Source organism: Streptomyces sp. NPDC058457, from assembly GCF_042720695.1.
GTDB lineage: Bacteria > Actinomycetota > Actinomycetes > Streptomycetales > Streptomycetaceae > Streptomyces.
This window is the reverse complement of sequence record NZ_JBHXLU010000068.1, coordinates 40,547-65,428: the sequence shown is the minus strand read 5'-3', so window position 1 is coordinate 65,428 and position 24,882 is coordinate 40,547. Positions and strand designations below refer to the sequence as shown.

Annotated in this window: 23 protein-coding genes; 6 read left to right on the top strand and 17 right to left on the bottom strand. The window is 70.9% G+C overall.

Annotated features, from left to right (window positions below; genetic code table 11):
• Positions 1-127: 127 nt before the first annotated feature.
• The 4 genes from ACFWPS_RS38300 to ACFWPS_RS38285 all read right to left on the bottom strand — a co-directional run bounded on the left by ACFWPS_RS38300 (position 128) and on the right by ACFWPS_RS38285 (position 4,605).
• The gene (locus tag ACFWPS_RS38300; RefSeq protein WP_383714245.1) at positions 128-1,252 is read right to left on the bottom strand and encodes a GuaB3 family IMP dehydrogenase-related protein; all 1,125 of its coding nucleotides are present in this window, start codon (positions 1,250-1,252) and stop codon (positions 128-130) included.
• Between the two features lie 105 nt (positions 1,253-1,357).
• A complete protein-coding gene (gene guaB, locus ACFWPS_RS38295) occupies positions 1,358-2,860 on the bottom strand; it encodes an IMP dehydrogenase (protein ID WP_383714242.1) in 1,503 nt (500 codons plus the stop codon).
• 268 nt (positions 2,861-3,128) lie between these two features.
• Positions 3,129-3,716: a sigma-70 family RNA polymerase sigma factor gene (locus ACFWPS_RS38290; protein WP_383714239.1), complete on the bottom strand. Its 588-nt coding sequence runs from the start codon at positions 3,714-3,716 to the stop codon at positions 3,129-3,131.
• Between the two features lie 277 nt (positions 3,717-3,993).
• Entirely contained in the window at positions 3,994-4,605 is a 612-nt protein-coding gene (locus ACFWPS_RS38285) for a response regulator transcription factor (RefSeq protein WP_003948568.1), read from the bottom strand.
• 381 nt (positions 4,606-4,986) lie between these two features.
• Here ACFWPS_RS38285 and ACFWPS_RS38280 point away from each other — a divergent pair, with 381 nt between their 5' ends.
• Entirely contained in the window at positions 4,987-5,316 is a 330-nt protein-coding gene (locus tag ACFWPS_RS38280) for a WhiB family transcriptional regulator (RefSeq protein WP_123974752.1), read from the top strand.
• A gap of 113 nt (positions 5,317-5,429) precedes the next feature.
• Here ACFWPS_RS38280 and ACFWPS_RS38275 read toward each other — a convergent pair whose 3' ends face one another.
• Positions 5,430-6,329 carry a LysR family transcriptional regulator gene (locus tag ACFWPS_RS38275; RefSeq protein ID WP_383714237.1) on the bottom strand — a complete coding sequence of 300 codons (900 nt, stop codon included), beginning with the start codon at positions 6,327-6,329 and terminating at the stop codon, positions 5,430-5,432.
• 79 nt (positions 6,330-6,408) lie between these two features.
• On the opposite strand from ACFWPS_RS38275, the gene ACFWPS_RS38270 reads away from it, so the two are divergent.
• The 3 genes from ACFWPS_RS38270 to ACFWPS_RS38260 all read left to right on the top strand — a co-directional run bounded on the left by ACFWPS_RS38270 (position 6,409) and on the right by ACFWPS_RS38260 (position 8,757).
• Entirely contained in the window at positions 6,409-7,077 is a 669-nt protein-coding gene (locus ACFWPS_RS38270) for an MOSC domain-containing protein (RefSeq protein WP_383714235.1), read from the top strand.
• 97 nt (positions 7,078-7,174) lie between these two features.
• Entirely contained in the window at positions 7,175-7,948 is a 774-nt protein-coding gene (locus ACFWPS_RS38265; RefSeq protein WP_383714234.1) for an SDR family NAD(P)-dependent oxidoreductase, read from the top strand.
• Positions 7,949-8,049: 101 nt separating this feature from the next.
• Positions 8,050-8,757: an ester cyclase gene (locus ACFWPS_RS38260; RefSeq protein ID WP_383714232.1), complete on the top strand. Its 708-nt coding sequence runs from the start codon at positions 8,050-8,052 to the stop codon at positions 8,755-8,757.
• Between the two features lie 114 nt (positions 8,758-8,871).
• Here the strand turns inward: ACFWPS_RS38260 and groL are convergent, their stop codons facing one another.
• The 5 genes from groL to ACFWPS_RS38235 all read right to left on the bottom strand — a co-directional run bounded on the left by groL (position 8,872) and on the right by ACFWPS_RS38235 (position 13,717).
• Entirely contained in the window at positions 8,872-10,497 is a 1,626-nt protein-coding gene (gene groL, locus ACFWPS_RS38255) for a chaperonin GroEL (protein WP_383714229.1), read from the bottom strand.
• A gap of 118 nt (positions 10,498-10,615) precedes the next feature.
• Positions 10,616-10,924, bottom strand: coding sequence for a co-chaperone GroES (gene groES / locus ACFWPS_RS38250; RefSeq protein WP_066995800.1), 309 nt, complete (start codon positions 10,922-10,924; stop codon positions 10,616-10,618).
• A gap of 212 nt (positions 10,925-11,136) precedes the next feature.
• The gene (locus tag ACFWPS_RS38245) at positions 11,137-11,904 is read right to left on the bottom strand and encodes a pirin family protein (protein WP_383714228.1); all 768 of its coding nucleotides are present in this window, start codon (positions 11,902-11,904) and stop codon (positions 11,137-11,139) included.
• Positions 11,905-12,029: 125 nt separating this feature from the next.
• Entirely contained in the window at positions 12,030-12,833 is an 804-nt protein-coding gene (locus ACFWPS_RS38240; RefSeq protein ID WP_383714225.1) for a polysaccharide deacetylase family protein, read from the bottom strand.
• A complete protein-coding gene (locus ACFWPS_RS38235; RefSeq protein ID WP_383714222.1) occupies positions 12,830-13,717 on the bottom strand; it encodes a polysaccharide deacetylase family protein in 888 nt (295 codons plus the stop codon). The genes ACFWPS_RS38240 and ACFWPS_RS38235 overlap by 4 nt, the downstream gene beginning before the upstream one ends.
• Positions 13,718-13,807: 90 nt before the next feature.
• Here ACFWPS_RS38235 and ACFWPS_RS38230 point away from each other — a divergent pair, with 90 nt between their 5' ends.
• A complete protein-coding gene (locus ACFWPS_RS38230; protein ID WP_383714220.1) occupies positions 13,808-14,998 on the top strand; it encodes a methyltransferase domain-containing protein in 1,191 nt (396 codons plus the stop codon).
• Positions 14,999-15,004: 6 nt separating this feature from the next.
• Here the strand turns inward: ACFWPS_RS38230 and ACFWPS_RS38225 are convergent, their stop codons facing one another.
• The 7 genes from ACFWPS_RS38225 to ACFWPS_RS38195 form a co-directional block, all read right to left on the bottom strand.
• Entirely contained in the window at positions 15,005-16,291 is a 1,287-nt protein-coding gene (locus ACFWPS_RS38225; protein ID WP_383714217.1) for an RNA polymerase sigma factor, read from the bottom strand.
• A 53-nt stretch (positions 16,292-16,344) separates the two neighbouring features.
• Positions 16,345-16,701, bottom strand: coding sequence for a YciI family protein (locus ACFWPS_RS38220; protein WP_217558557.1), 357 nt, complete (start codon positions 16,699-16,701; stop codon positions 16,345-16,347).
• 170 nt (positions 16,702-16,871) lie between these two features.
• On the bottom strand, positions 16,872-17,450 hold the full coding sequence (locus ACFWPS_RS38215) for a Uma2 family endonuclease (protein ID WP_383714214.1): 579 nt from the start codon (positions 17,448-17,450) through the stop codon (positions 16,872-16,874).
• Between the two features lie 59 nt (positions 17,451-17,509).
• Entirely contained in the window at positions 17,510-18,382 is an 873-nt protein-coding gene (locus ACFWPS_RS38210; RefSeq protein ID WP_383714211.1) for a hypothetical protein, read from the bottom strand.
• 387 nt (positions 18,383-18,769) lie between these two features.
• Entirely contained in the window at positions 18,770-19,774 is a 1,005-nt protein-coding gene (locus ACFWPS_RS38205) for an LCP family protein (RefSeq protein WP_383714257.1), read from the bottom strand.
• Between the two features lie 152 nt (positions 19,775-19,926).
• A complete protein-coding gene (locus tag ACFWPS_RS38200) occupies positions 19,927-21,285 on the bottom strand; it encodes an endo-1,4-beta-xylanase (protein WP_383714208.1) in 1,359 nt (452 codons plus the stop codon).
• A 122-nt stretch (positions 21,286-21,407) separates the two neighbouring features.
• Positions 21,408-22,439, bottom strand: a complete 1,032-nt coding sequence (locus tag ACFWPS_RS38195; protein ID WP_383714206.1) for a LacI family DNA-binding transcriptional regulator — start codon at positions 22,437-22,439, stop codon at positions 21,408-21,410.
• A gap of 139 nt (positions 22,440-22,578) precedes the next feature.
• On the opposite strand from ACFWPS_RS38195, the gene ACFWPS_RS38190 reads away from it, so the two are divergent.
• Positions 22,579-24,882 (top strand): glycoside hydrolase family 3 N-terminal domain-containing protein, encoded by a 2,304-nt coding sequence (locus ACFWPS_RS38190; RefSeq protein WP_383714203.1) that lies wholly within the window; start codon positions 22,579-22,581, stop codon positions 24,880-24,882.

Genomic DNA, 24,882 nt, shown 5'->3' with positions numbered 1-24,882 from the left:
GGTACGCGATACCCGCGCGGGTATCGCGTACCCGCGCGGCTACGCGAAAGGGCCGGTCGCCCACCTCGGGTGACCGGCCCTCCGTCCGCGTACGGGCTACCGCTTGTGCTGCGAGTCCGCGTACGGGCTACCGCTTGTGCTGCGAGTCCGCGACCGTCACCTCGACGCGCTGGAACTCCTTCAGCTCGCTGTAGCCGGTCGTGGCCATGGCGCGGCGCAGGGCGCCGAAGAGGTTCATCGAACCGTCGGGGGTGTGGGACGGGCCGGTGAGGATCTCCTCGACGGTGCCGACCGTGCCGAGGTCGACCTTCTTGCCGCGCGGGAGCTCCTCGTTGACGGCCTCCATACCCCAGTGGTGGCCCTTGCCCGGCGCGTCGGTCGCGCGGGCCAGCGGGGAGCCCATCATCACCGAGTCGGCGCCGCAGGCGATCGCCTTGGGGAGGTCGCCGGACCAGCCGACACCGCCGTCGGCGATCACGTGGACGTAGCGGCCGCCGGACTCGTCCATGTAGTCGCGGCGGGCGGCGGCCACGTCCGCGACGGCGGTGGCCATGGGGACCTGGATGCCGAGCACGTTGCGCGTGGTGTGGGCGGCGCCGCCGCCGAAGCCGACGAGCACGCCCGCCGCGCCCGTGCGCATCAGGTGCAGCGCCGCCGTGTAGGTGGCGCAGCCGCCGACGATCACCGGGACGTCGAGCTCGTAGATGAACTGCTTCAGGTTCAGCGGCTCGTGCGAGGACGAGACGTGCTCCGCGGAGACCGTCGTACCGCGGATGACGAAGATGTCCACGCCCGCGTCCACGACCGCCTTGGAGAACTGCGCGGTGCGCTGCGGGGAGAGCGCGGCCGCCGTGACCACGCCGGAGTCGCGGACCTCCTTGATGCGCGCGCCGATCAGCTCCTCCTTGATGGGGGCGGAGTAGATCTCCTGGAGGCGGCGGGTGGCGGTGTCGGCGTCCAGCTCGACGATCTCGTCGAGGAGGGGCTGCGGGTCCTCGTACCGGGTCCAGAGTCCTTCGAGGTTGAGGACACCCAGGCCGCCGAGCTCGCCGATGCGGATCGCGGTGGCCGGGGAGACGACCGAGTCCATGGGGGCGGCCAGGAACGGCAGCTCGAAGCGGTAGGCGTCGATCTGCCAGGCGATCGAGACCTCCTTCGGGTCCCGCGTACGGCGGCTGGGGACGACGGCGATGTCGTCGAAGGCGTACGCCCGGCGGCCGCGCTTGCCGCGCCCGATCTCGATCTCAGTCACGTCTGTGGCCTTTCCCTCTGCGTTTCAGCGTCTACCAGTATCGCCGACGGGTACGGCAAGGGCGGCCCCGGTGCACCCGGGACCGCCCTGGAAAGGCCGTGGTGACTACTTGCGGCTGTAGTTCGGCGCCTCGACCGTCATCTGGATGTCGTGCGGGTGGCTCTCCTTGAGGCCCGCGGCGGTGATCCGCACGAAGCGGCCCTTGGACTCCATCTCGTCGACGGTGGCCGCGCCCACGTAGCCCATGGTCTGGCGCAGGCCGCCGACGAGCTGGTGCAGCACGTTGGCGAGCGGGCCGCGGTAGGGCACCTGGCCCTCGATGCCCTCGGGCACGAGCTTGTCGTCGGAGGAGACCTCGGCCTGGAAGTAGCGGTCCTTGGAGTAGGACCGGCCCTGGCCGCGCGACTGCATGGCGCCGAGCGAGCCCATGCCGCGGTACGACTTGAACTGCTTGCCGTTGATGAAGAGCAGCTCGCCGGGCGACTCCTCGCAGCCGGCGAGCAGGCTTCCGAGCATCACGGTGTCGGCACCGGCGGCGAGCGCCTTGCCGATGTCGCCGGAGTACTGCAGGCCGCCGTCGCCGATGAGCGGGATGCCGGCCGGGCGGGCGGCGAGGGAGGCCTCGTAGATGGCGGTGACCTGCGGGACGCCGATGCCGGCGACCACCCGGGTGGTACAGATCGAGCCGGGGCCCACGCCGACCTTGATGCCGTCGACGCCGGCGTCGATCAGCGCCTGCGCGCCGTCGCGGGTGGCGACGTTGCCGCCGATCACGTCGACGTTCACACTCGACTTGATCTTCGCCATCCAGCTGAGGGCGTTGCTGTTGTGACCGTGCGAGGTGTCGACGACCAGGAAGTCCACGCCGGCCTCGGCGAGCGCCTGGGCCCGCTCCAGGGCCTCGGGGCTGGCGCCCACGGCGGCGCCGACGATGAGGCGGCCCTCGGCGTCCTTGGCGGCGTTCGGGTACTTCTCGGCCTTGACGAAGTCCTTGACCGTGATCAGGCCCTTGAGGACGCCCTCGTCGTCGACCAGCGGCAGCTTCTCGATCTTGTGCCTGCGCAGCAGCTCCATCGCCTCGACGCCGGAGGTGCCGACCTTGCCGGTGATCAGCGGCATCGGGGTCATGACCTCGCGCACCTGGCGGGTGCGGTCGGACTCGAAGGCCATGTCGCGGTTGGTGACGATGCCGAGCAGCTTGCCGGCCGGGTCGGTGACGGGCACACCGCTGATGCGGAACTTGGCGCACAGCGCGTCGGCCTCGGCGAGGGTCGCCTCCGGGTGCACCGTGATCGGGTCGGTGACCATGCCGGACTCGGACCGCTTGACGAGGTCGACCTGGTTGACCTGGTCCTCGACGGAGAGGTTGCGGTGCAGCACGCCGACACCGCCGAGCCGGGCCATCGCGATGGCCATGCGGGACTCGGTCACCTTGTCCATCGCCGCGGAGAGCAGCGGGATGTTGACCCGGACGTTGCGGGAGATGCGGGACGAGGTGTCGACCGCGTTGGGGAGCACTTCGGATGCGCCCGGCAGCAGCAGCACGTCGTCGTAGGTCAGCCCGAGTGTCGCGAATTTGTCGGGCACTCCGTCGACGTTGGCAGTCATGACACCTTCCCCAAATGGCCTTGAACGGTGCGGATGCCCATGCTAACGGGAAGCACGGGTCCCAAATTCCACGGTACGACTCAGCTCCGGGCTTCGTATGTTCGTACGGAAACGAGCGGGCGCCTGTTCATCGGGGGCGCAGGTGTGAGGCCGTGGCAGAGGCGGGCGCGGGTTCGGCACCGCCGGAAAACGCCGTCGCAGTTGAGCGCCGTGGCGGCGGAGGGGAAGCTGCCGCAGGCCGGAGAGCCAGGGCGGAAGAGGGCTCCGGCTACTGCTCCGCGAGCGCCCGCAGCCGGCTCAGGGCCCGGTGCTGGGCCACTCGCACCGCGCCCGGTGACATTCCCAACATCTGGCCGGTCTCCTCGGCCGTGAGGCCCACGGCGATGCGGAGCAGCAGCAGCTCGCGCTGGTTCTCCGGGAGGTTGGCCAGGAGTTGCTTGGCCCATTCGGCGTCGCTGCTGAGCAGTGCGCGCTCCTCGGGGCCGAGGGAGTCGTCGGGGCGCTCCGGCATCTCGTCCGAGGGGACGGCGGTGGACCCCGGGTGGCGCATCGCGGCGCGCTGCAGGTCGGCGACCTTGTGGGAGGCGATCGCGAAGACGAAGGCCTCGAAGGGGCGTCCGGTGTCGCGGTAGCGGGGCAGGGCCAGCAGCACCGCCACGCAGACTTCCTGGGCGAGGTCCTCGACGAAGTGCCGGGCATCACCCGGCAGGCGGGACAGCCGGGTACGGCAGTAGCGCAGCGCGAGGGGGTGGACATGGGCGAGCAGGTCGTGCGTGGCCTGCTCGTCCCCGTCTACGGCGCGATGAACGAGAGCGCCGATCGTCCCCACGGCAGTGACCGCCTCGTCGTCGCGCATCGGTCCATGGTGCCCTGCTGCCGTCGGCGGCGTGGCATCGCGTCCGTCGTTGTGCACCGAAGCGTTATGAGCAGGTGCGCCGGAACTCATCTCCTGCGCCCTCCCCTTCCGCTCGAACGACTCGTCCCCGAGAGACTCCACACCTCAAGGATGCGGCATCCGCGCCGAAACGAGCAGCGGGCCTCCGGCCCCAGGCCTTGCGGACCCCGCCCACCGTGGGGTAGGCGGGGGCGTCCGGTCGGTCCGCTTCCCCGCTGCGGCGCAGCTCACCGCCGTACTAACGAACCAGTCCCCAGCGGAAGCCGAGAGCAACCGCGTGGGCGCGGTCGGAGGCTCCGAGCTTCTTGAACAGGCGCCGGGCGTGCGTCTTCACGGTGTCCTCGGAGAGGAACAGCTCGCGGCCGATCTCGGCGTTGGAGCGGCCATGGCTCATGCCCTCCAGGACCTGGATCTCGCGCGCGGTGAGCGTGGGCGCGGCGCCCATCTCGGCCGAGCGCAGCCGACGCGGGGCCAGCCGCCAGGTCGGGTCGGCGAGGGCCTGTGTCACGGTGGCCCGCAGTTCGGCGCGCGAGGCGTCCTTGTGCAGGTAACCGCGGGCGCCGGCGGCGACGGCCAGGGCCACGCCGTCCAGGTCCTCGGCGACCGTGAGCATGATGATGCGCGCGCCGGGGTCGGCGGACAGCAGCCGGCGCACGGTCTCGACGCCGCCCAGTCCGGGCATGCGCACGTCCATCAGGATCAGGTCGGATCGGTCGGCACCCCAGCGGCGGAGGACTTCCTCGCCGTTGGCCGCCGTCGTCACGCGCTCGACACCGGGCACGGTCGCCACCGCGCGGCGGAGCGCCTCTCGGGCAAGCGGGGAGTCGTCGCAGACGAGGACGGATGTCATGACCGCCCTCCGCAGCTGATGCGCGTCACCTTGAGCCTCCAGGCTGGTACGGAATCGTCACCTGTGCGGTCGAACGTCTCGGACGCCTGCCCGAGCGCTTGTTGCTTCAACCGCCACCGCACTCTCAACGACGGTCACTCGAAAGAGTTACGGGGCTGCATGCCGTCTTCGGCACTCTACGTGAGGGGGCGGACACGGTGCAGACATGGACGTCAGACCCTCAACTTTTCATCACAACCAATGCCCCATTTAGCCCTTTTTCTTCCCGTTTCACGGTGTCTGGGGCTAGATTGCCAATGAGTCATATTTTCATCTCTCTAGACCGGAGATGTACGGTCGTTGGCACCGTATCCGCCCAGAACGGCTACAAGGGGTCACGTAATGGCAGATTTCTCCCGCCTTCCCGGACCGAACGCAGACCTGTGGGACTGGCAGCTCCTGGCTGCCTGCCGTGGGGTCGACAGCTCGCTCTTCTTCCATCCCGAGGGCGAGCGCGGGGCGGCTCGGAGTGCCCGTGAGAACTCGGCCAAGGAGGTCTGCATGAGGTGCCCGGTCCGCGCGGAGTGCGCGGCGCACGCGCTGGCGGTCCGCGAGCCGTACGGCGTGTGGGGCGGCCTGACCGAGGACGAGCGCGAAGAGCTCATGGGGCGGGCGCGCAACAGGCTGGTGTCGGCGTCGACAACCAGCGGCGGCTCCGCCTCCGACACATGAAAGAACGTTTCTGCAATCTGTTGACAATCCGTTGACGATCTGCTGCCGCTAGGGCACGCGCGCGTGCCCGGCGCCTTCACGCGTGCCCGGCATCGCGCGCCCGGCGCCTTCCGTCACGCCCGCCGGGCCGCCCGGCCCAGCTGTTCCAGCGTCGCCGCCACGGCCGGCACCTGTGCCAGGTCGGACAGCGTGAGGGCGACGATCTCCCGCCGTACCGCGGGCTCCAGCACCACCGTGCGCGCACCTCTCGGCCGTACCGACTCGATCGCCAGCCGGGGCAGGACGGCCACTCCCAGTCCCGCGCCGACCAGGCCGACCACGGCCGGGTAGTCGTCGGTGGCGAAGTCGATGCGGGGCGTGAAGCCCGCGCTCTCGCACGCCTGGACGAGCTGTCCCCGGCAGCGCGGGCAGCCCGCGATCCAGGGCTCGTCGGCGAGCTCGCCGAGGGCGACGGACTCCGCGTGGGCGAGCCGGTGCCGTTCGGGCACCAGGCCGACGAGACGGTCGGTCAGCAGCGGCCGCACCACCAGGTCGTCCCACTCCTCGGCGTCCGCCGCGCCCTCGTAGCGGAAGGCGAGCGCGATGTCGCAGTCACCCGCGCGCAGCAGCTCCACGGACTTCGGCGGCTCGGCCTCCTCCAGGGAGACGCGGGTGCCGGGGTGCGCGGCACGCAGGGCGGCGAGGGCCGTCGGGACCAGGGTGGAACTGCCGCTCGGGAAGGAGACCAGGCGCACCCGGCCGGCCCGCAGCCCGGCGATCGCGGCGACCTCCTCCTCGGCGGCGGTGAGCCCGGCGAGGATCCCGGAGGCATGCCGGACCAGGGCCTCGCCGGCCTGGGTCAGGCGCATCTCGCGGCCGTTGCGGACCAGCAGCGGGGTGCCCACGGAGCTCTCCAGGGCCTTCATCTGCTGGCTGACGGCGGGCTGCGTGCAGCCCAGTTCACGCCCCGCCGCCGAGAAGGAACCGGTGGTGGCGACGGCGCGCAGGACGCGGAGATGACGTGCCTCGATCACCCTCCGAGCATAAGGCGGACTTGGGTGGAGTGCCCAATATCGTGTCGCCGCTTTGATAGGGGTCCCGTACCGTCGGAGCATGGAGCTTCTCTCGGTGAACCTCGGCCGTGCGACGCCGTCGCCGCACACGGACCAGGCCGACGGCGTGACGGGTATCGACAAGCGGCCGGTGGACGGGCCGGTGCGGGTGGCGGTACCAGGGCCGAAGGGCGTCGCGGGCAGCGGGCTGGCCGGGGACGCGGTGTGCGACCTGCGCCATCACGGCGGCGACGACCAGGCGGTGTACGCGTTCGCGCGCGAGGACCTCGACGACTGGGAGAAGGAGCTCGGCCGCCCCCTGCCGAACGGCTGTTTCGGTGAGAACCTCACGACAAACGGGCTGAACGTGTCGGATGCGCTGATCGGCGAGCGCTGGCGGATCGGCTCCGAGGTCGTACTGGAGGTCACCTCCGGGCGCATCCCGTGCCGTACTTTTCAGGGCCATCTGGGCGAGCGGGGATGGGTGAAGAGGTTCACGCGGAAGGGTGCCACCGGTGCCTACCTCCGGGTGATCGAACCGGGTGAGATCAGAGCCGGCGACCCGATCGAGATCGTGCTCCGGCCGGAGCACGGGGTGACGGCGGCGATGGAGTTCCGCGCGACCACGACCGAGCGGGAGTTGCTGCCCCGGTTGCTCGCGGCGGGAACGGCGTTGCACCCGGAGGCGCTGGCACAGGCGCGGAAGTACGTGGCGGCGCAGGGCGGCTGAACGGCCGTCACACGCAGCCCGTTCACCGGTGCTTCACCCTTCGGGAGAGCCGGTGCGCACAGCGGACGCCGTCAGTCCCGGTCACTACCCTTGGGCCATGACAACGGCTCTGATTACGGGATCGACGGCGGGGATCGGTGCCGCGTTCGCGCGGCGGCTGGCGGCCGACGGGCACAACCTCGTCCTGGTGGCCCGGGACACCAAGCGGCTGCGCGAGCAGGCGACCGAGCTGCACGACCGGCATGGCATCGAGGCGGAGGTACTCACCGCCGACCTCGCCGAGGACGCCGGCATCGAGTCGGTCGCCGCCCGGCTCGCCGACCGCAGGAACCCGGTCGACCTGCTGGTCAACAACGCCGGCTTCGGCAACAAGGGCCATTTCCTCGACGTGCCGATGGCCGACGAGCTGCGCATGCTCAAGGTGCACTGCGAGGCGGTGCTGCGGCTGACGGCGGCGGCGGCCGACGCGATGCGGGAGCGCGGCCGCGGCGGTGTGGTCAACGTGGCGTCGGTGGCGGCGTTCGTGCCGCGTGGGACGTACGGCGCCTCCAAGGCGTGGGTCGTGCAGTTCACCCAGGGCGCGGCGCGTGATCTCGCGGGCAGCGGGGTCCGGCTGATGGCGCTGGCACCGGGGTTCGTCCGTACGGAGTTCCATCAGCGGGCCGGGATGGGCACGGACAACATCCCGGGCTGGATGTGGCTGGACGCCGACAAGCTGGTCGCGGCGGCGCTGGCCGACCTCGCGCGCGGGAAGACGCTGTCGATCCCGGATCCCCGCTACAAGGTGCTGACGGGCCTGGCGAAGATGGCGCCGCGCGGGCTGGTGGGCGGCATCAGCTCGAAGACAGGCCGCAAGTACGGGCCGCAGTAGGCCGGAGCAGGGGCCCGAGCGGCACCGCGCGCGGCACGGACCGGGCCGGTGAGACGATGGTGGCGTTCGGTCGCACCCGCAGGGGGGCCGGAGGCGGTTTCATGACGTTCGTGCAGCTCATCGAGTGCAGGACCAGGCGGTTCGACGAGATGGACCGGCTGATGGACAGATGGGTCGAGCAGACCAAGGGGAAGCGGACGGCGACGCACACGCTGGTCGGCAAGGACCGCACCGACGCGCAGCACGTCGTGGAGATCGTGGAGTTCCCGTCGTACGAGGAGGCGATGCGGAACTCGCGACTCCCGGAGACCGACAAGGTGTTCCACGAGCTGCTGGCGCTCTGCGAGGGGACGCCGACGTTCACCGATCTGGACGTGGTGCGTGACGAGGGGCTGTACGCGGACACCGCGCGGCGGTTCTTCGAGACGATCGCCGCGCCGGGCCCGCTGGCACCGCTGGACGGTCTGCTCGCCGAGGACTACCACGACCACGATCCGGTCGAGGGCCAGGACACCATCGGCATGGACGCGATGCGGCGCAAGCTGGAGATGTGGCGGCGGGCCTTCGACTTCTCGTTCCTCGTCGAGGACCAGATCGCCCAGGGCGACCGGGTGTGCACCAGGTGGCTCTGGACGGGGGTGCAGCAGGCGGAGTTCATGGGGGTGCCGAACACCGGCCGGCAGGTCACCATGGCCGGGACGACGATCCACCGCTTCGACGCCGGCGGGAAGATGGCCGAGGGCTGGCTGCAGTACGACCGGATGGGCCTGCTGGCGCAGCTTGGAGCGCTGGACGCGCTGGAGAACTAGGCCGACCATCGAAGTACCCGCGAGGGGCGAAGCCCCCGTTCCCGGCGGACGACCGGGAACGGGGGCTTCCTCAGAGACTGCTTCCGCAGAAACCGGTGCCTTGGAGACTGGCGCCTAGTGCGAGTGGCCGTGGGAGTGGCCCGCGGCGGCGGCCTCTTCCTCTTCCTTCTTCTCGACGACCAGGGTCTCGGTCGTCAGGAGCAGGGAGGCGATGGAGGCGGCGTTCTCCAGGGCGGAGCGGGTGACCTTGACCGGGTCGATGACGCCGGCCTTGACCAGGTCGCCGTACTCGCCGGTGGCGGCGTTGTAGCCGTTGCCCTTCTCCAGGTCGGCGACCTTGGAGACGATGACGTAGCCCTCCAGGCCGGCGTTCTCGGCGATCCAGCGCAGCGGCTCGACGGCGGCCTTGCGGACCACGGAGACACCGGTGGCCTCGTCGCCGGTCTTGTCGAGGTTGCCCTCCAGGACCTTCACGGCGTGGACGAGCGCGGAGCCGCCACCGGAGACGATGCCCTCCTCGACCGCGGCGCGGGTCGCGGAGATGGCGTCCTCCAGACGGTGCTTCTTCTCCTTCAGCTCCACCTCGGTGGCGGCGCCGACCTTGATCACGCACACGCCGCCGGCCAGCTTCGCGAGGCGCTCCTGGAGCTTCTCGCGGTCCCAGTCGGAGTCGGTGTTCTCGATCTCGGCCTTGATCTGGGCGACGCGGCCCGTGACGGCGGAGGAGTCGCCGGCGCCGTCGACGACCGTGGTGTCGTCCTTGGTGACGGTGACGCGGCGGGCGGAGCCGAGCACGTCCAGGCCGACCTGGTCGAGCTTGAGGCCGACCTCCTCGGAGACGACCGTGCCGCCGGTGAGGGTCGCCAGGTCCTCCAGCATCGCCTTGCGGCGGTCACCGAAGCCCGGGGCCTTGACCGCGACCGCGTTGAAGGTGCCGCGGATCTTGTTGACGACGAGGGTGGAGAGGGCCTCGCCCTCGACGTCCTCGGCGATGATCAGCAGCGGCCGGGAGGCACCCGCCTGGATGACCTTCTCCAGCAGCGGGAGCAGGTCGGCGATGGAGGAGACCTTGCCCTGGTTGATGAGGATGTAGGGGTCCTCCAGGACGGCCTCCATGCGCTCCTGGTCCGTCACGAAGTACGGCGACAGGTAGCCCTTGTCGAAGGCCATGCCCTCGGTGAAGTCCAGCTCCAGACCGAAGGTGTTGGACTCCTCGACGGTGATGACACCGTCCTTGCCGACCTTGTCCATCGCCTCGGCGATGAGCTCGCCGACCTGCGTGTCCTGGGCGGACAGCGCGGCGACGGCGGCGATGTCGGCCTTGTCCTCGATCGGACGGGCGGAGGAGAGCAGTTCCTCGGAGACGGCGGCGACGGCGGCGTCGATGCCCTTCTTCAGGGCGGCCGGGGAGGCACCCGCGGCGACGTTCTTCAGGCCCTCGCGGACGAGCGCCTGGGCCAGCACGGTGGCGGTGGTCGTACCGTCACCCGCGATGTCGTTGGTCTTGGTCGCCACCTCCTTCACCAGCTGGGCGCCGAGGTTCTCGTACGGGTCGTCGAGCTCGACCTCGCGGGCGATCGTGACACCGTCGTTGGTGATGGTGGGGGCGCCGAACTTCTTGTCGATGACGACGTTGCGGCCCTTGGGGCCGATCGTCACCTTGACCGTGTCGGCAAGCTTGTTGACGCCGCGCTCGAGGGCGCGACGGGCGTCCTCGTCGAACTTCAGGATCTTCGCCATGGGAGCGGTTCAGCCCTCTCGGAAAACGTGGGTGAAACGAACCGCGCCCCCGACGCCCGGCTTCATAAGGTCGCGGGGGCCAGGGGCGCAGCTCAAAGCAGAATGTGCTTCGGGTGAATTACTTCTCGATGATCGCGAGCACGTCGCGAGCCGAGAGGACGAGGTACTCGTCGCCGTTGTACTTCACCTCGGTGCCGCCGTACTTGCTGTACAGCACGACATCGCCGACCTTGACGTCGAGCGGAAGCCGCTCGCCGTTCTCGAAGCGGCCCGGGCCCACGGCGAGGACGGCGCCCTCCTGGGGCTTCTCCTTCGCGGTGTCCGGGATGACCAGGCCAGAGGCGGTGGTCTGCTCGGCGTCGAGCGGCTGGACCACGATGCGGTCCTCAAGCGGCTTGATGGCAACCTTGGAGCTGGTGGTCGTCACGATCCGACCTCCCCCTTCGGAGATCTCACGGGGTTAACTGTCTGAGGTGGCGACCAGGTGGATCCGTCGTCGCGGGTGCCGGATCTGCCCGTCGCGTTGTTGGCACTCTCATCTGCCGAGTGCCAGAGCCGAGACTATGACCGCGATTAGCACTCGGTCAAGCGGAGTGCCAATTGCGGGCGGCGCGCCGCCGGAATCGGACCCCTCGGGGATCACAGATCGACGGCGGCATGCATCTCCCACACCAGGATCTCGGCGGGTCCCGAGGCCGTCACCCGGTGCCCGCCGGTGGCCGTGAAGCGCGCGGCGTCACCCTCGCCGAGCACTCCGACGCCCTCCAGGTCCACCGCACCGCGGGCGACGAACAGGTGCAGATACGGCGCCTCGGGAAGGGTCACCTGCCCATCGGGACGCAGCCGCGCCGCGTACAGCGCGGCGTACCGGTTCCGGATCCGGATGGCGCTCGCGTCCTTGTGCCGGTCCATGCCGGACGCCACCGTGACCAGCCCGCCGGACAGCAGCTCGGCGTCGATCTCCAGCTGTTCGTAGCCCGGGGTGACGCCGGCCTCGTCGGGTACGACCCACATCTGGACGAAGTGCACGGGATCGGCGGGGGGTGCACCGGCGGCCCGGTAGGTGTCGTTCTTCTCCGAGTGCAGGATGCCGGTGCCGGCGCTCATCCGCTGGGCCAGGCCCGGGTAGATCACGCCGGAGTGGCCGCCGGAGTCCTGGTGGACCAGCGAGCCCTGGAGCACCCAGGTGACGATCTCCATGTCCCGGTGCGGGTGGGTGTCGAAGCCCGTGCCCGGCTGCACCAGGTCCTCGTTGTTGACCAGCAGCACCCCGTGGTGCGTGTTGGCCGGGTCCGGCCGGTGCGTGCCGAGGGAGAACGAGTGCTTCGAGTCGAGCCAGGACAGCCGGCTCGCGAGCCGCGCGTCACCGCGCCGCACCTCCACGCCGGGTGCCGGTAGTGCGCTCATGTTGTGCCCCCCTGCTCCGTACGAGGATCCATTGACGTGAATATTCAAGTTAACATGGATCATTCATGCCTGGAATGAGTGGCAGCGCGCGCCGGTATTGACTTGATGATTAAAGCTATATTGGGCTAGAGATAATCCTCGAGACGGCCCACCGTCAGCCCGCTCGCCTGTACCCGGCGCAGCAGCCGGGTGGTGCGCTCCCTGAGGGTCGGGCCGAGGGCCTCGTCGGGGCCCACCAGGATGATGTCGCCGGGGCGGAGCTGCTTGTCCCCGCTCCGGTAGGTGATGCCGTCGGGGGTCATCGCCGCCCGCCAGAGGACCACCGCCGTGACACCGCAGTCGGCAGCGGCGCGGAGGGTGGTGCGGTCGTAGGTGCCGTAGGGCGGCCGGAAGAGGCGGGGGCGGATGCCGAAACGGGACTTCAGCTTCTCCTGCTGGCCGCAGATCTCGGCGCGCTGGCCGGCGTACGGCAGACCGGGCATGGCCGGGTGGTCGAGGGTGTGGTTCTGGACGCTCGCGCCGACCGACTGGAGGCGGGCGAAGTGGCCGTAGCCGGGGCCGACCACGCTGTCCGTGAGGAACATGCTCACCGGCAGGCGCAGCTCGCGGACCATGTCGACGAAGCGGGGGTCCTTCTCGGCGCCGTCGTCGTAGGTGAGGAAGACGACCCGGTCGGACGTGGGGATGTGGTCGACGACCGGCGGCAGGGCGGCGCGGAAGGCCAGCGGGTGCAGCGGCGGGCGGGGCGCCGGGGAGAGGGGCGCGGCCAGGCCCCACCGGCGGTAGGCGGGCACGCCGGCCGGGCCGTGCGGGCGTACCCGGTCGGCCGCCTTCCTGCCGAGCCGTTCGATGGGGTCGACGGACGGGGCGCAGGCCGACAGGAGGAGGGCGACGGCCAGCAGCGCGGCCGTCGCCCTCAGTCGGCTCACAGGTAGTCCTCCAGGCGCGCCACCGCGTAGCCGTCGCGGGTGACCTTGTTCAGAAAGCGGCGCATGTCGTCGACCATGGTGCCGTCCCAGTCGTTCCGGCCCCGGAAGTGCGTGAGGACGATGTCACCTGGGTGCAGTCCGCGGTCCCACTCCCGGTACTCCCAGTGGTCGACGAACACCTCCTCGTCCCAGATCGGCGCGTACTTGATGCCGCAGGCCTTGGCGGCGCGCAGGGTGTCGCCGTTGTAGTTGCCGTAGGGCGGGCGGAAGACCGTCGGCGCCTTGCCGAACTGCTTCTTCATGATCTCCTGCATGCCGCAGATCTCGTGCTTCTGCTCGTCGTAGGTCAGGCCCGGCAGGTAGGGGTGGGTGAGGGTGTGGTTGTTGAGGGTGTGGCCCTCGGCCTGCATCCGGCGGAAGTAGCCGTAGTCGTCCTTGACCAGGTAGTTGCTGAGGAACGCGCTGTAGGGGATCCGCAGCTCGCTCATCATCCGCAGGAAGTCCGGGTCCTTCTCGGCGCCGTCGTCGATGGTGAGGAAGACGACCTTCTTCTTCGTCGGGATCGTGGTGAAGACCGGGGGCAGGTCGTCCTCCTCCTGGCCGTCCACCTCGAAGCCGTCGCGAGCGGTGATCCTCGGCTTGTGCTCCGGCGGGGCCGGGGGCCGCAGCGGGACCGCGTCCAGCCCCCAGCGCCGGGCGGCGGCGACCAGGGCGGCATGGGAGTCGGGAGCGGCACCCCGGTGGGCCTGCTGGCCCGCGGCGGGGCGGACCTCCGCCTCGTCCCCCGGTCCGGCGCAGCCGGAGACGAGGGCGGCAGCGGCCGTGGCGAGGGCGGCAACGGCGAGTACTGCCCTATTTTTGTCATTTTGTACGACTGCTCGCATGGCGTCGGATCCTTCCAGGCACCTTCCCGGAACCCGGGCAGACACCGCGGCCGGAGGCGAACCATCCACCGACTGGCCGACAATGACCCGGTGAACGACCACCTCTCCCCCCTCCTCACCCCCGAGGGCCGCGCCCTCCTCGACGAGGTGCGCGGCACCGCGCCCGCCGACGAGCTCGCCGTGGCCACCCGGCTGCGCCGCGAGCACCCCGCCGAGCTGGTGTCGGCGGCGCTGGCCCAGGCCCGGCTGCGGCAGCGGGCGGCGGCGAAGTTCGGGGAGGCGGACGCGGGCCGCATGTTCTTCACGCCGAACGGGGTCGAGCAGTCGACGCGGGCGAGTGTCGCCACGTACCGGGCGGAGCGGATGAAGGCGCTGGGGGTCACCTCGGTCGCCGACCTGTGCTGCGGGATCGGGGGCGACGCGATCGCGCTCGCGCGGGCGGGGATCCGCGTCCTCGCCGTGGACCGGGATCCGGTGACGGCGGCCACCGCGCGGGCGAACGCCGAGGCGCTCGGGCTCACCGGCCTGATCGAGGTCAGGGAGGCGGACGTCCAGGAGGTGGACACGGCCGGCCACGACGCCGTCTTCGTGGACCCGGCCCGGCGCGGCGGCCGCGGCCGCATCTTCGACCCGGAGGCCTACTCACCACCCCTGTCCTGGGCGGTCGAGACGGCCCACCGGGCGCCGGTCGCGGCGCTGAAGATCGCCCCCGGCATCCCGCACGAGGCGGTCCCGGCGGCCGCCGAGGCGGAGTGGATCTCGGACGCGGGTGACGTGAAGGAGGCCGTCCTCTGGTTCGGCACCGGTACTCCGGGGGCCGTCCGCGCCACCCTCCTGCCGGGCCCGCGCACCCTGCTCGGCCGCGGCCTCCCCGACCCCGCGGTCCGGCCGGTCGGCCGTTACCTGTACGAGCCGGACGGCGCCGTCATCCGCGCCCACCTGGTCGCCGAGGTGGCCGAGGAGCTCGCCGGCGGTCTGGTCGACCCGACGATCGCGTACATCACGGCCGACACGCTCCGGGCCACCGCCTACGCGACGGCGTACGAGATCACCGACGAACTCCCCTTCAACGTCAAGAAGCTGAAGGCACTGCTGCGCGAGCGCGGGGTCGGGAACCTGACCGTGAAGAAGCGCGGGTCGGCCGTGGAACCCGAGGAACTGCGCAGGAAGGTCAAGCCGCAGGGCCCGAACGCGGCGACGGTGTTCCTGACCCGGGTGGCGGGGGCGCCGACCATGCTCGTCGGCGCCCCCGCCAGGGCTGCCGCCCCCGCGCCGTCCTGAGCTCGGCTACGAAGCGCACTCCCGCGCCCTGGCCAGCAGCAGCTCCCGCTCCCGTTCGTTGCGTGCCAGTGCCGCCGCCCGCTCGAACTCCGCGCGGGCCTCGGCGGTCCGCCCGAGGCGGGCCAGCAGGTCGCCGCGCACGCTCGGCAGCAGGTGGTAGTCGCGCAGGGCGGGTTCGGCGGTCAGCGGGTCCACGATCGCCAGGGCCGCCGCCGGGCCGTCCGCCATCGACACGGCCACCGCGCGGTTCAGCTCGACCACCGGGGACGGGGAGCGGGCGGCCAGCAGGCCGTACAGGGTGGCGATGGCGGTCCAGTCGGTCTCCTCGTACGTGTACGCGTGCGCGTGGCAGGCCGCGATGGCCGCCTGGAGGGCGTACGGCCCCGGGGCGCCGGTCGCCGTGGCGTCCGCGCGGGCGAGGGCCCCGATGCCGCGGGCGATGAGCATGCGGTTCCAGCGGCGGCGGTTCTGGTCCCGGAGGAGGACCGGTGCGCCGTCGGGACCGGTACGGGCGGCCGTACGGGAGGACTGGAATTCGAGGAGGGCGGTGAGGGCGTGCACCTCCGGCTCCTTCGGCATCAGGGAGGACAGGACGCGCGCCAGCCGCAGCGCGTCCTCGCACAGCGAGGGGCGCAGCCAGTCGTCGCCCGCCGTGGCCGCGTAGCCCTCGTTGTAGATCAGGTAGATGACGTCAAGGACCGAGCCGAGCCGGGCCTCGCGGTCGGGGCCGTACGGCACCTCGAAGGCGATGTTCTTCGTCGCGAGGGTGCGCTTGGCGCGGACGATGCGCTGGGCGACGGTCGGTTCGGGGACGAGGAAGGCGCGGGCGATCTCGGCCGTGGTCAGGCCGCCGAGAAGGCGCAGGGTGAGGGCCGTGCGGGCCTCGGGCGACAGCACCGGGTGGCAGGTGGTGAAGACCAGGCGGAGCAGGTCGTCGTCGATGTCGTCCGGGTCGGCGGGCTCCTCGGGCGGGGCCGTCGTCTCCGTGCTGCGGCCGATCTCCGCGAGCTTGCGGGCGTAGTTCTCCCGGCGTCGGACGAGGTCGACGGCGCGGTGGCGGGCGGTGGTCATGAGCCAGGCGCCCGGGTTGTCGGGCACGCCCTCCCGGGGCCACTGCTCCAGGGCGGCGACGAGCGCGTCCTGCGCCAGCTCCTCCGCGATGCCGACGTCCCGGACGACCCGGGCGACGCCGGCGATCACGCGCGGCGATTCGAGCCGGAAGACGGTCTCGATGGCGTGCCGGGCCTCGGCCTCGGCGGGGGCGTCGGCCTCGGCGGGGGGCTGTGTGCTCACAGCCCCCCATGCAACACCCACCGCAGGACGGACGCCAGGAAGGTCGGCGAAGGTCAGCCCTCCGCGATCTCCCGGACCTCGCAGGTCACGGTCCAGAACTCCTCGTGCACCTTGAGGAACCGCTTGGTCCACTCCAGGGCCTCGGCCTTGTCCTTGCACTGCATCAGCGCGTAACCGCCGATGACCTCCTTGGACTCGGTGAACGGCCCGTCGGTGACGGAGATCTTGCCGCCCTCCCAGTGCACCCGAGTGCCCTGCGAGGTCGGGGTGAGCCCAGCGGTGTCCAGCATCACGCCGGCCTTGGTGATCTCCTCGATCAGCTCGCCCATCCGCTGCATCAGCTCCTGGCTGGGCCCCTCGGCGGGGGCGGCGGTCTCGTCGATCCGCACGAGCGACAGGTAACGGGGCATGGTGACTCCTCGGTCTCGTTCCGATGCGGCGGGGCTTCTCCTCGCCGCTCACCCATGCGTCGAACGGGGGACGGGCGGATCGACACGTTCGCGAAATCTCTTCGAAGAAAATTTCCCGATGAGCGTTTCCGCAGGTCAGACAGGGTTAGGAAAGATCAGGCAAGGCCAGATCAGTCGGCGAAGTCCTTGAGCTTCTCCGTCTCCAGGGTGAAGCCGACGGGATCCGGGAGCTCGATCACGGCGCCGAAGGCCCGGCTGGTGACGGAACGATAGACACCGCGCTCCGGGTCGGAGTAGACGATCACGCTCGTCAGGTCCCGGTCGACGAGGAGGTACACGGGGATGCCGGCGGCCGCGTAGCCGTCGGGCTTCTCGACCCGGTCCCGCTTGTCGGCGTCCCGGTCGTGGGAGGTGACCTCGACGACCATCAGGACACCGTCCGGCTCGGCCCACTCGCCCTTGCCGACGAAGTACTCCTCGGCTGCCAGGGCACCGTCCGGCCTCGCACGTCCCTTGCGGTACGCCTCGACCTCGAGCCCCTGCTCCGGGAAGAGGAACAGCTCAGGACGGTGCTGCATGCAGCGCTTGAGAAGCCAGGCGACAATCTGTCCATGGTTGCCGTCCGGCATGGGCTTGACCCCGATCTTTCCGTTCAGGAACTCCAGGCGTGCCGACTCCGGCGCATGGCGGGCGAGCTCCTCGAATTCCTCGACGAGCATCTGGGGCCGGTCGGCAGTACTGGGGGTCATGGCGTCGCCTCCTCCCCTCCATCCTGCCCCGGTCGCGGGCGGCCCGTGCTGCAAGGTCGTCATGCGTCTGCTCCTTTCTGTGTACGAGGCCGGGTGTGCAGGACGGCACGCAGTCGCCCCACGTGCGCGTGGACCTGGTCGGCGGTGAGGGCGGACCGTCCTCCCCGGCAGCCCTCGCAGAGCCCGCCGCGCAGCGAGGCCCCGGCCGCCGGCTCGGCGCACGCGGTGCACACGACCTCGTACCGGGTGGGCGGCTGAGGCTGCGGCTCCGGCTCCGGCTCCGGCTCCGGCTCCGGCGGGAGCTTCGTAACGAGGCGGGCGCGTACGAACCCGTACGCATGCGCCACGTGTTCCGGCAGCCCGGCGGTCATCGCCTGCACGAGCTGCGCCTCGTTCGCGCCCCTCGCGAACCATTCCGCCGCGCTCTCCTCCAGTGCGACGCACTCCCCGGCCGACAGCGTCAGTCGGGGCTCGATGCGACCGAGGCGGGCGAGCACGTCGTACGCCACCGTGCGCGCCGCTTGGGAAGGCGCGGCGGCCGGTGGTACCTCGCCGGCGAGGAAGGCGTCCCACCACGCGTCGTCACGGGCGGTGCGGGAGAAGAAGGTGTGCCAGACCCAGCGCGGGTTGCCGTCGACGGTGACGGGGCGGCGCACGCGGCGCAGATGGCCCGCCACGGAGAGGTTGTTGAGTGCGGTCCCGATGGCGCACTGGCCGTACGGGAGGTGCTTGGCCAGTGTCTTGATGGAGATGTCCGCCTCGTCGTCGAGCCGGTCGAGGTACGTGGCGATCGATGCCTCGCGGACGGGCAGGTGGGCGAAGTCGCGTCCGGTGCGGGGCTCTTGGCCCGGGGCGGACTTCTTTCCGTAGCCGGGATTGGCCTTCGGGTGCGCGGACGGGCGCGGGGCAGCACTAGGCTGGGCGGTAGCCATGGATCGACGACTCTCATTCGATCTGGTGGTCAGACCCCCGCGTGGTGCTGCTAACACCCACGGGGGTCGATGCTTTCGTGGCGCACGCTACACGTTCGCGACGCTGCGGCGCGACCCGATCACGAAAAGTCATCTCGCCTGGCCAGCGGGCGACTTGGGAGGGTGGGTGGGTTGAGCCCACCCACCCATTCCTTACAAAAAGGATCTCGGATCCCGACCCCCGAAGCTCAAGCGACGACGTGCGCGACGGACTCCGTCAGGGAGGAGCCGGAGCGCGGTCAACTCGGAGGCGTCGCCCCAAAGATTGAGCTTCGAGTCACGGATGTCGCTCGCTGGTGCGCAGGATGCGGATGTCACAGCCACGTCGGCGGCTCTCAAGGCCGTCCGCTACCGCAACGACTTCCACAGGTCGCTCGCCGCCGGCTCCTTCGCGATCACCCGGTTGTGGTCCGAGGGCGCGGTCACCACGGGCATCATCACCGTCTTGACGTTGTCGGAGGTGAGGCCCTTCAGGCTCTGGCCCAGCCGCATCAGTTCGCTGAGCGAGTCCAGGCCGGTGTCGGTGGTGAGGCTGGAGGTGACCGCGTCGGCGACCTCGTAGAGCTTGGCCGGGTTGGTCAGCAGGCTGCTGGAGGCCATCTGGTCGAGGAGGGCCTTCACCAGCTTCTGCTGGAGGCCTATCCGGCCGAGGTCGCTGCCGTCGCCTATGCCGTGCCGGGTGCGGGCGAGCGCCAGGGCCTGGGTGCCGTTCAGGTGGTGGGTGCCCTTCTTCAGGTGCAGATGGCTGTCGTCGTCGTCGATGTCCTGGTCGGTGGTCACGGTCACCCCGCCGAGCGCGTCGACCAGCTTCGCGAAGCCCGAGAAGTCGATCTCCAGGTAGTGGTCCATGCGGACGCCGGTGATCGACTCGACGGTCTTCACGGCGCACACCGCCCCGCCCACCGAGTAGGCGCTGTTGAACATCGCGTTGTAGGCGACGGACGTCGAGCCGCCGGAGGACAGCGGGCAGGAGGGCCGGGTGACCAGGGTGTCGCGCGGGATGCTGACGACGGTGGCCGAGGTCCGTCCGGCGTCGATGTGGACGACCATCGCGGTGTCGGAGCGGGCGCCCGAGCTGCTGCCGCCGCCGAGCTTCTTGTTCTCCTTGCCGCTGCGCGAGTCCGAGCCCAGCACCAGGATGTTCACCGAGCCGGTGGGCAGCGGCGACGGGGAGGCGGACGCGGACGCGGTGGCCGTCGGCGTCGTCACCGCCTTCGCCGGGCGGTCGTCCCCGAGCGCGCTGTTGATGTCGACGCTCTTGATGTTGTCGTTGAGGTGCCAGTAGACCCACCCCGCGCCCGCGATGCCGAGCGTCATGACCCCCGCCAGGGTGAGGCCGACGATCTTCAGCACTCTCGACCGCCGGCCCACCCGTCTGCCCGCGTCGCCTTGCTCCTCGTGTCCCGTCACAAGGCAGGAACGTAAGTCCGAATTATTAGGGGACTGTTAGCGCGAGCGCCGCGAAGGGGTTTTCTTCGGAAAATCTCACCGTTCTCAGTCCGGGTTCAGCCCAGGGTGACGGCGGGCAGAGGATTGCTTCCGCTCCAGGACGCGTTGAACCCGAAGCTCACCGAACTCCCGTCCGCCACCGTCCCGTTGTAGGAGGCGTTGGCACAGGACACGGCCGCGCCCGTCTGGGTGCAGGTGGCGTTCCAGGCCTGCGTGATCTGCTGCCCCGCGCCGTACACCCAGCTCACCTGCCAGGACGAGAGCGAGGCACCCGAGCAGGAGATGGTCACCTGGCCGGTGAACCCGGTGTTCCACTGGCTGCTCACGCTGTAGGCGGCTGTGCAGGCACCGGTCGGCGGCGGGGTGGTCGTGGTCCCGCCGAGCGCCTCCGCGATGCCGTAGTACGCCGGTTTCGGCACGTAGTTCGCGTCGTACGGGGTCGCCGCGCCGTACCCCGGGAAGGTGCTGTCCACCCAGGAGTCGGAGTCGGTGAAGCCCCACACGGTGACGTTGACGCAGCGGCTCACCGCCACGCACGCGGCCACCACCGACTTGAAGTCGGCCTTCTGCTGGGCGAGTTTGGTGCTGTCGGAGGGCAGTGCCATCCGGATGTCCAGCTCGGTGATCGCCACGTCGACGCCCAGGTCGGCGAAGCGCTGGATGTTCTGCTGGAGGGTGGCCGGCACCTGGCCGAGGATGAGGTGGGCCTGGAGCCCGACCCCGTCGATCGGGACGCCGGCCGCCTTGAGCGACTTCACCAGGTTGTACAGGGCCGTGCTCTTCGCGTTGACGCCCTCGACGTTGTAGTCGTTGATGTACAGCTTCGCGGCCGGGTCGGCCGCGTGCGCCCAGGTCAGGGCGTTGGCGATGTAGTCGGAACCGAGGCCGTTGTACCAGAGCGTCGACCGGTAGGTGCCGTCCTCGTTGAAGGGTTCGTTGACGACGTCCCAGGCGGCGATCTCGCCCTTGTAGCGGCCGACCTCGGTGCTGATGTGGTTCTGCAGCAGGCTGCTGAGCTGGGCGGAGGTCCAGGTGCCGTTCGTCAGCCAGCTGGGGTTCTGGCTGTGCCAGACCAGGGTGTGGCCGCGGACCTGCTGGTTGTGGGCCTGGGCGAAGGCGACGATCTGGTCGGCCTCGGTCCAGTTGAACGTGGACTGCGTGGGCTCGACCGTCCCCCACTTCATGGCGTTGCCCGGGGTCAGCGAGCTGAACTGGCTGCCGGCCAGGTCACCGTAGGTGCCGGTGAGCTTGGAGCCGGTGACCGCGGTGCCGATGACCTTGCCCTTCGCGGCGGCGAGGTCGCGCAGCGGGGTGTCGGCGGCGTGCGCCGCGGACGCCGTGAACAGCAGGGCGGCGCCGGTGACGATGGCCGCCAGGGACAAGCCTGCGGGTAAGCCTGTTCTCAGAGATCTCATTGCGGGTACCTCCGAAAGTTTCGGTCATTCAACCGACTGGCTTCGGAGGAGTGTGGAGACACCCGCACCACCCGTCAATACGTCAACATCCGGCCACTCCCCTCACGGAGCCTCACGGAGCCTCACGGAGCAGAGGGCGCCGCCGTGCTGCTGCGCACCACCAGGCTGGTCGCCAGCTCCACCCGGGTCGCGGTCGTCGCCTCCGCCGCCCGCCCCATCTCAAGGACCAGCCGCGCCGCCGCCTCGGCCATCTCGGTCAGCGGCTGCCGTACGGTCGTCAGCGGCGGCCCCACCCAGCGGGCCACCGGCAGATCGTCGAACCCGACGATGCTCACGTCCTCCGGGATGCGCAGCCCCAGCTCGCGCGCGGCCTCGTAGAGCCCGAGCGCCTGGAGGTCGTTGCCGGTGAAGATCGCGGTGGGCCGGTCGGGCATGCGCAGCAGCTCCAGGCCGAGCCGGTAGCCGGCGTCGTGGTGGAAGTCGCCGGCCTTGATCAGGGCCTGGTCGACGGGGAGCCCGGCGGTCTCAAGCGCGGCCCGGTACCCGTCCACCCGGGCCCGGCTGCACATCATCCGGGACGGCCCGCTGATGGCCCCGATGCGCCGGTGCCCCAGCTCCACCAGGTGCCGGGTGGCGGCCAGCCCGCCCTGCCAGTTCGTCGCCCCGATCGACGGCACGTCCGGCCCCGGGTCCCCCGCCGGGTCCATCACCACGAACGGGATCGACCGGCTCAGCAGCAGCGCCCGCTGCGACTCGTCGAGCCCCGACAGCACCAGCACCACCCCGTGCGGCCGCCGCGCCGCCACCTGGTCGGCCCAGGTCCGCCCCGGGGTGAGCCGCCCGGCGCTCTCACTGAGCACCACGCTCAGCCCGGCGTCCCGGGCCACGTTCTCCACCCCCCGGATGACCTCCATCGCCCACGCGCTCTCCAGCTCGTGGAAGACCAGGTCGATCAACGGCGACCGGGAGGCCTCGGCCCGGCGGCGCCGGTAGCCGTAGGCGCGCAACAGCTCCTCGACCCGGGTGCGGGTCGCCGGGGCGACGTCGGCACGCCCGTTCAGGACCTTCGAAACAGTCGGAGCGGACACACCGGCCTCACGGGCGATTTCGGCGAGCGTCGCCGTCTGCGTTTCTGTGGGCTTCGGAGGCGTCATGCCCGCGATCGTATCCCTGCGCTCCCCCTTGACGAAGACCTTCGCACGCCATAGGTTCCCGGAACATTCGGTGTGTGGTACGAAACATTCGTAGCAGCGTTCGTAGCAGAGAACCGCAGAGAGCAGAGACGGGAGTTTCATGACCACCGCTCCTTGGCGCGACCCCGCACTGCCCGCCGCCGCCCGCGTCGACGACCTGCTCACCCGGATGACCCTGGAGGAGAAGACCGCCCAGCTGTACGGGGTGTGGGTGGGCGCCGCCACGGACGGCGACGGGGTCGCCCCGCTGCAACGCGAGATGACCGCCGACTACGACTGGGGTGAGCTGATCACCCTCGGCCTCGGCCAGCTGACCCGTTCCTTCGGCACGGCCCCGGTGGACCCGGCGCTGGGCGCGCGGGCGCTGGCCCGCGCCCAGCGCCGGATCACCGCGGCCGGCCGCTTCGGCATCCCGGCGATCGCCCACGAGGAGTGCCTGGCCGGCTTCACGGCCTGGCAGGCGACGGCCTATCCGGTCCCGCTCGCCTGGGGCGCCGCCTTCGACCCGCCGCTGGTCGAGGAGCTGGGCCGGCGCATCGGCCACGACCTCCGCTCGGTCGGCGTCCACCAGGGCCTGGCCCCCGTGCTGGACGTGGTCCGCGACCCGCGCTGGGGACGGGTCGAGGAGACGATCGGCGAGGACCCGTACCTGGTCGGCACGGTCGGCACGGCATACGTCCGGGGCCTGGAGTCGGCCGGGGTCATCGCCACCCTCAAGCACTTCGCCGGCTACGCCTCCTCCACCGGCGCCCGCAACCTCGCCCCGGTCCGGGCGGGGGTACGCGAGTTCGCGGACGTCACCCTTCCCCCGTTCGAGATGGCACTCCGGGAGGGCGGGGCCCGCTCGGTGATGGCGGCGTACAACGAGACGGACGGCGTCCCCGCGTCCGCCGACCCCGGCCTCCTGACCGAACTCCTCCGCACTGACTGGGACTTCGACGGCACGGTCGTCGCCGACTACTTCGGCATCGGCTTTCTCCAGACCCTCCACCGCGTCGCCGGCACGGAGGCGGAGGCGGCCCGTCTCGCCCTGGCCGCCGGCATCGACGTCGAGTTGCCGACCCTGAAGTGCTACGGCCGCCCGCTGATCGCGGCGGTCAGGGAAGGCACGATCCCGGAGTCGCTCGTCGACCGGGCCGCCCGCCGGGTCCTGCTCCAGAAGTGCGAACTGGGCCTGCTGGACGAGGACTGGACGCCGGAGCCCGCACGGGAAGGCCCGATCGACCTCGACTCGACGGCGAACCGCGCGCTGGCCCGCCGCCTCGCCGAGGAGTCCGTGGTCCTCCTCGACAACCCGGACGGCACACTCCCCCTCGCCCCCGACACCCGCATCGCGGTGGTGGGCCCGCGCGCCGCGGACGCCCTCGCGATGCTCGGCTGCTACTCCTTCCCGTCCCACGTCCTGACCCACCACCCCGAGGTCGACCTGGGCATCGCCATCCCCACGGTCCTGGAGTCGCTGCGCGCCGAACTCCCGGACGCGAAGGTCACGTTCGCCGAGGGCTGCGACGTCTCGGACCCCGACACCGCCGGCTTCGAGGAGGCGGTGGCCCGCGCCGCGGAGGCGGACGTGTGCGTGGCGGTGCTCGGCGACCGCGCGGGCCTCTTCGGGCGGGGCACGTCGGGCGAGGGCTGCGACGTCACGGACCTGCAACTTCCAGGTGTCCAGGCCGACTTGCTGGACGCCCTGCTCACGACGGGCGTCCCGGTGGTCCTCGTCCTGCTCACCGGGCGCCCTTACGCACTCGGCCGCTGGCAGGGCCGGCTCGGCGCGGTGGTGCAGGCGTTCTTCCCCGGGGAGGAGGGCGGCCCGGCGGTGGCGGGAGTGCTGTCGGGTCGCGTCAACCCGTCGGGGCGCCTGCCGGTGAGCGTGCCGCGCGTGCCGGGGGGCCAGCCGTGGACCTACCTCCAGCCCCCGCTGGGCCTCGCGGGCGAGGTCAGCAACCTGGACCCGACCCCCCTGTACCCCTTCGGGCACGGCCGCTCGTACACGAGCTTCGCCTGGGAGCCGACGTCGCCCTCATCGGCCGAACTCCCCACGGACGGCTCCCACGACGTGACCGTCACCGTCCGCAACACAGGCGACCGCGAGGGTGCGGAGGTCGTCCAGCTCTACCTGCACGATCCGGTGGCCTCGGTGACCCGCCCTGACGTCCGCCTGATCGGCTACCAGCGCATGGTTCTCGCCCCGGGCGAATCCCGAAGCCTGACCTTCCATTTCCACGCGGACCTGTCGGCGTTCACGGACCGGGAGGGGGCGCGGGTGGTGGAGCCGGGGGCCCTGGAACTGCGGATGGCAGCTTCGAGCGCGGAGGTACGAGCGGTGATTCGACTCCAACTGACCGGCCCGGTGCGTCAGTTGGGCCCGGACCGGGTACTCCGCTGCGAGACGACCGTGAACTGA

What these genes read in the sequence shown, in the direction of transcription:
- guaB (WP_383714242.1), bottom strand. Translation starts at nt 2,860, where the DNA reads ATGACTGCCAACGTCGACGGAGTGCCCGACAAATTCGCGACACTCGGG.
- ACFWPS_RS38290 (WP_383714239.1), bottom strand. Translation starts at nt 3,716, where the DNA reads ATGCGCGACGACGAGGCGGTCACTGCCGTGGGGACGATCGGCGCTCTC.
- ACFWPS_RS38285 (WP_003948568.1), bottom strand. Translation starts at nt 4,605, where the DNA reads ATGACATCCGTCCTCGTCTGCGACGACTCCCCGCTTGCCCGAGAGGCG.
- ACFWPS_RS38280 (WP_123974752.1), top strand. Translation starts at nt 4,987, where the DNA reads ATGGCAGATTTCTCCCGCCTTCCCGGACCGAACGCAGACCTGTGGGAC.
- ACFWPS_RS38270 (WP_383714235.1), top strand. Translation starts at nt 6,409, where the DNA reads ATGGAGCTTCTCTCGGTGAACCTCGGCCGTGCGACGCCGTCGCCGCAC.
- ACFWPS_RS38265 (WP_383714234.1), top strand. Translation starts at nt 7,175, where the DNA reads ATGACAACGGCTCTGATTACGGGATCGACGGCGGGGATCGGTGCCGCG.
- ACFWPS_RS38260 (WP_383714232.1), top strand. Translation starts at nt 8,050, where the DNA reads ATGACGTTCGTGCAGCTCATCGAGTGCAGGACCAGGCGGTTCGACGAG.
- groL (WP_383714229.1), bottom strand. Translation starts at nt 10,497, where the DNA reads ATGGCGAAGATCCTGAAGTTCGACGAGGACGCCCGTCGCGCCCTCGAG.
- ACFWPS_RS38245 (WP_383714228.1), bottom strand. Translation starts at nt 11,904, where the DNA reads ATGAGCGCACTACCGGCACCCGGCGTGGAGGTGCGGCGCGGTGACGCG.
- ACFWPS_RS38235 (WP_383714222.1), bottom strand. Translation starts at nt 13,717, where the DNA reads ATGCGAGCAGTCGTACAAAATGACAAAAATAGGGCAGTACTCGCCGTT.
- ACFWPS_RS38220 (WP_217558557.1), bottom strand. Translation starts at nt 16,701, where the DNA reads ATGCCCCGTTACCTGTCGCTCGTGCGGATCGACGAGACCGCCGCCCCC.
- ACFWPS_RS38215 (WP_383714214.1), bottom strand. Translation starts at nt 17,450, where the DNA reads ATGACCCCCAGTACTGCCGACCGGCCCCAGATGCTCGTCGAGGAATTC.
- ACFWPS_RS38210 (WP_383714211.1), bottom strand. Translation starts at nt 18,382, where the DNA reads ATGGCTACCGCCCAGCCTAGTGCTGCCCCGCGCCCGTCCGCGCACCCG.
- ACFWPS_RS38200 (WP_383714208.1), bottom strand. Translation starts at nt 21,285, where the DNA reads ATGAGATCTCTGAGAACAGGCTTACCCGCAGGCTTGTCCCTGGCGGCC.
- ACFWPS_RS38195 (WP_383714206.1), bottom strand. Translation starts at nt 22,439, where the DNA reads ATGACGCCTCCGAAGCCCACAGAAACGCAGACGGCGACGCTCGCCGAA.
- ACFWPS_RS38190 (WP_383714203.1), top strand. Translation starts at nt 22,579, where the DNA reads ATGACCACCGCTCCTTGGCGCGACCCCGCACTGCCCGCCGCCGCCCGC.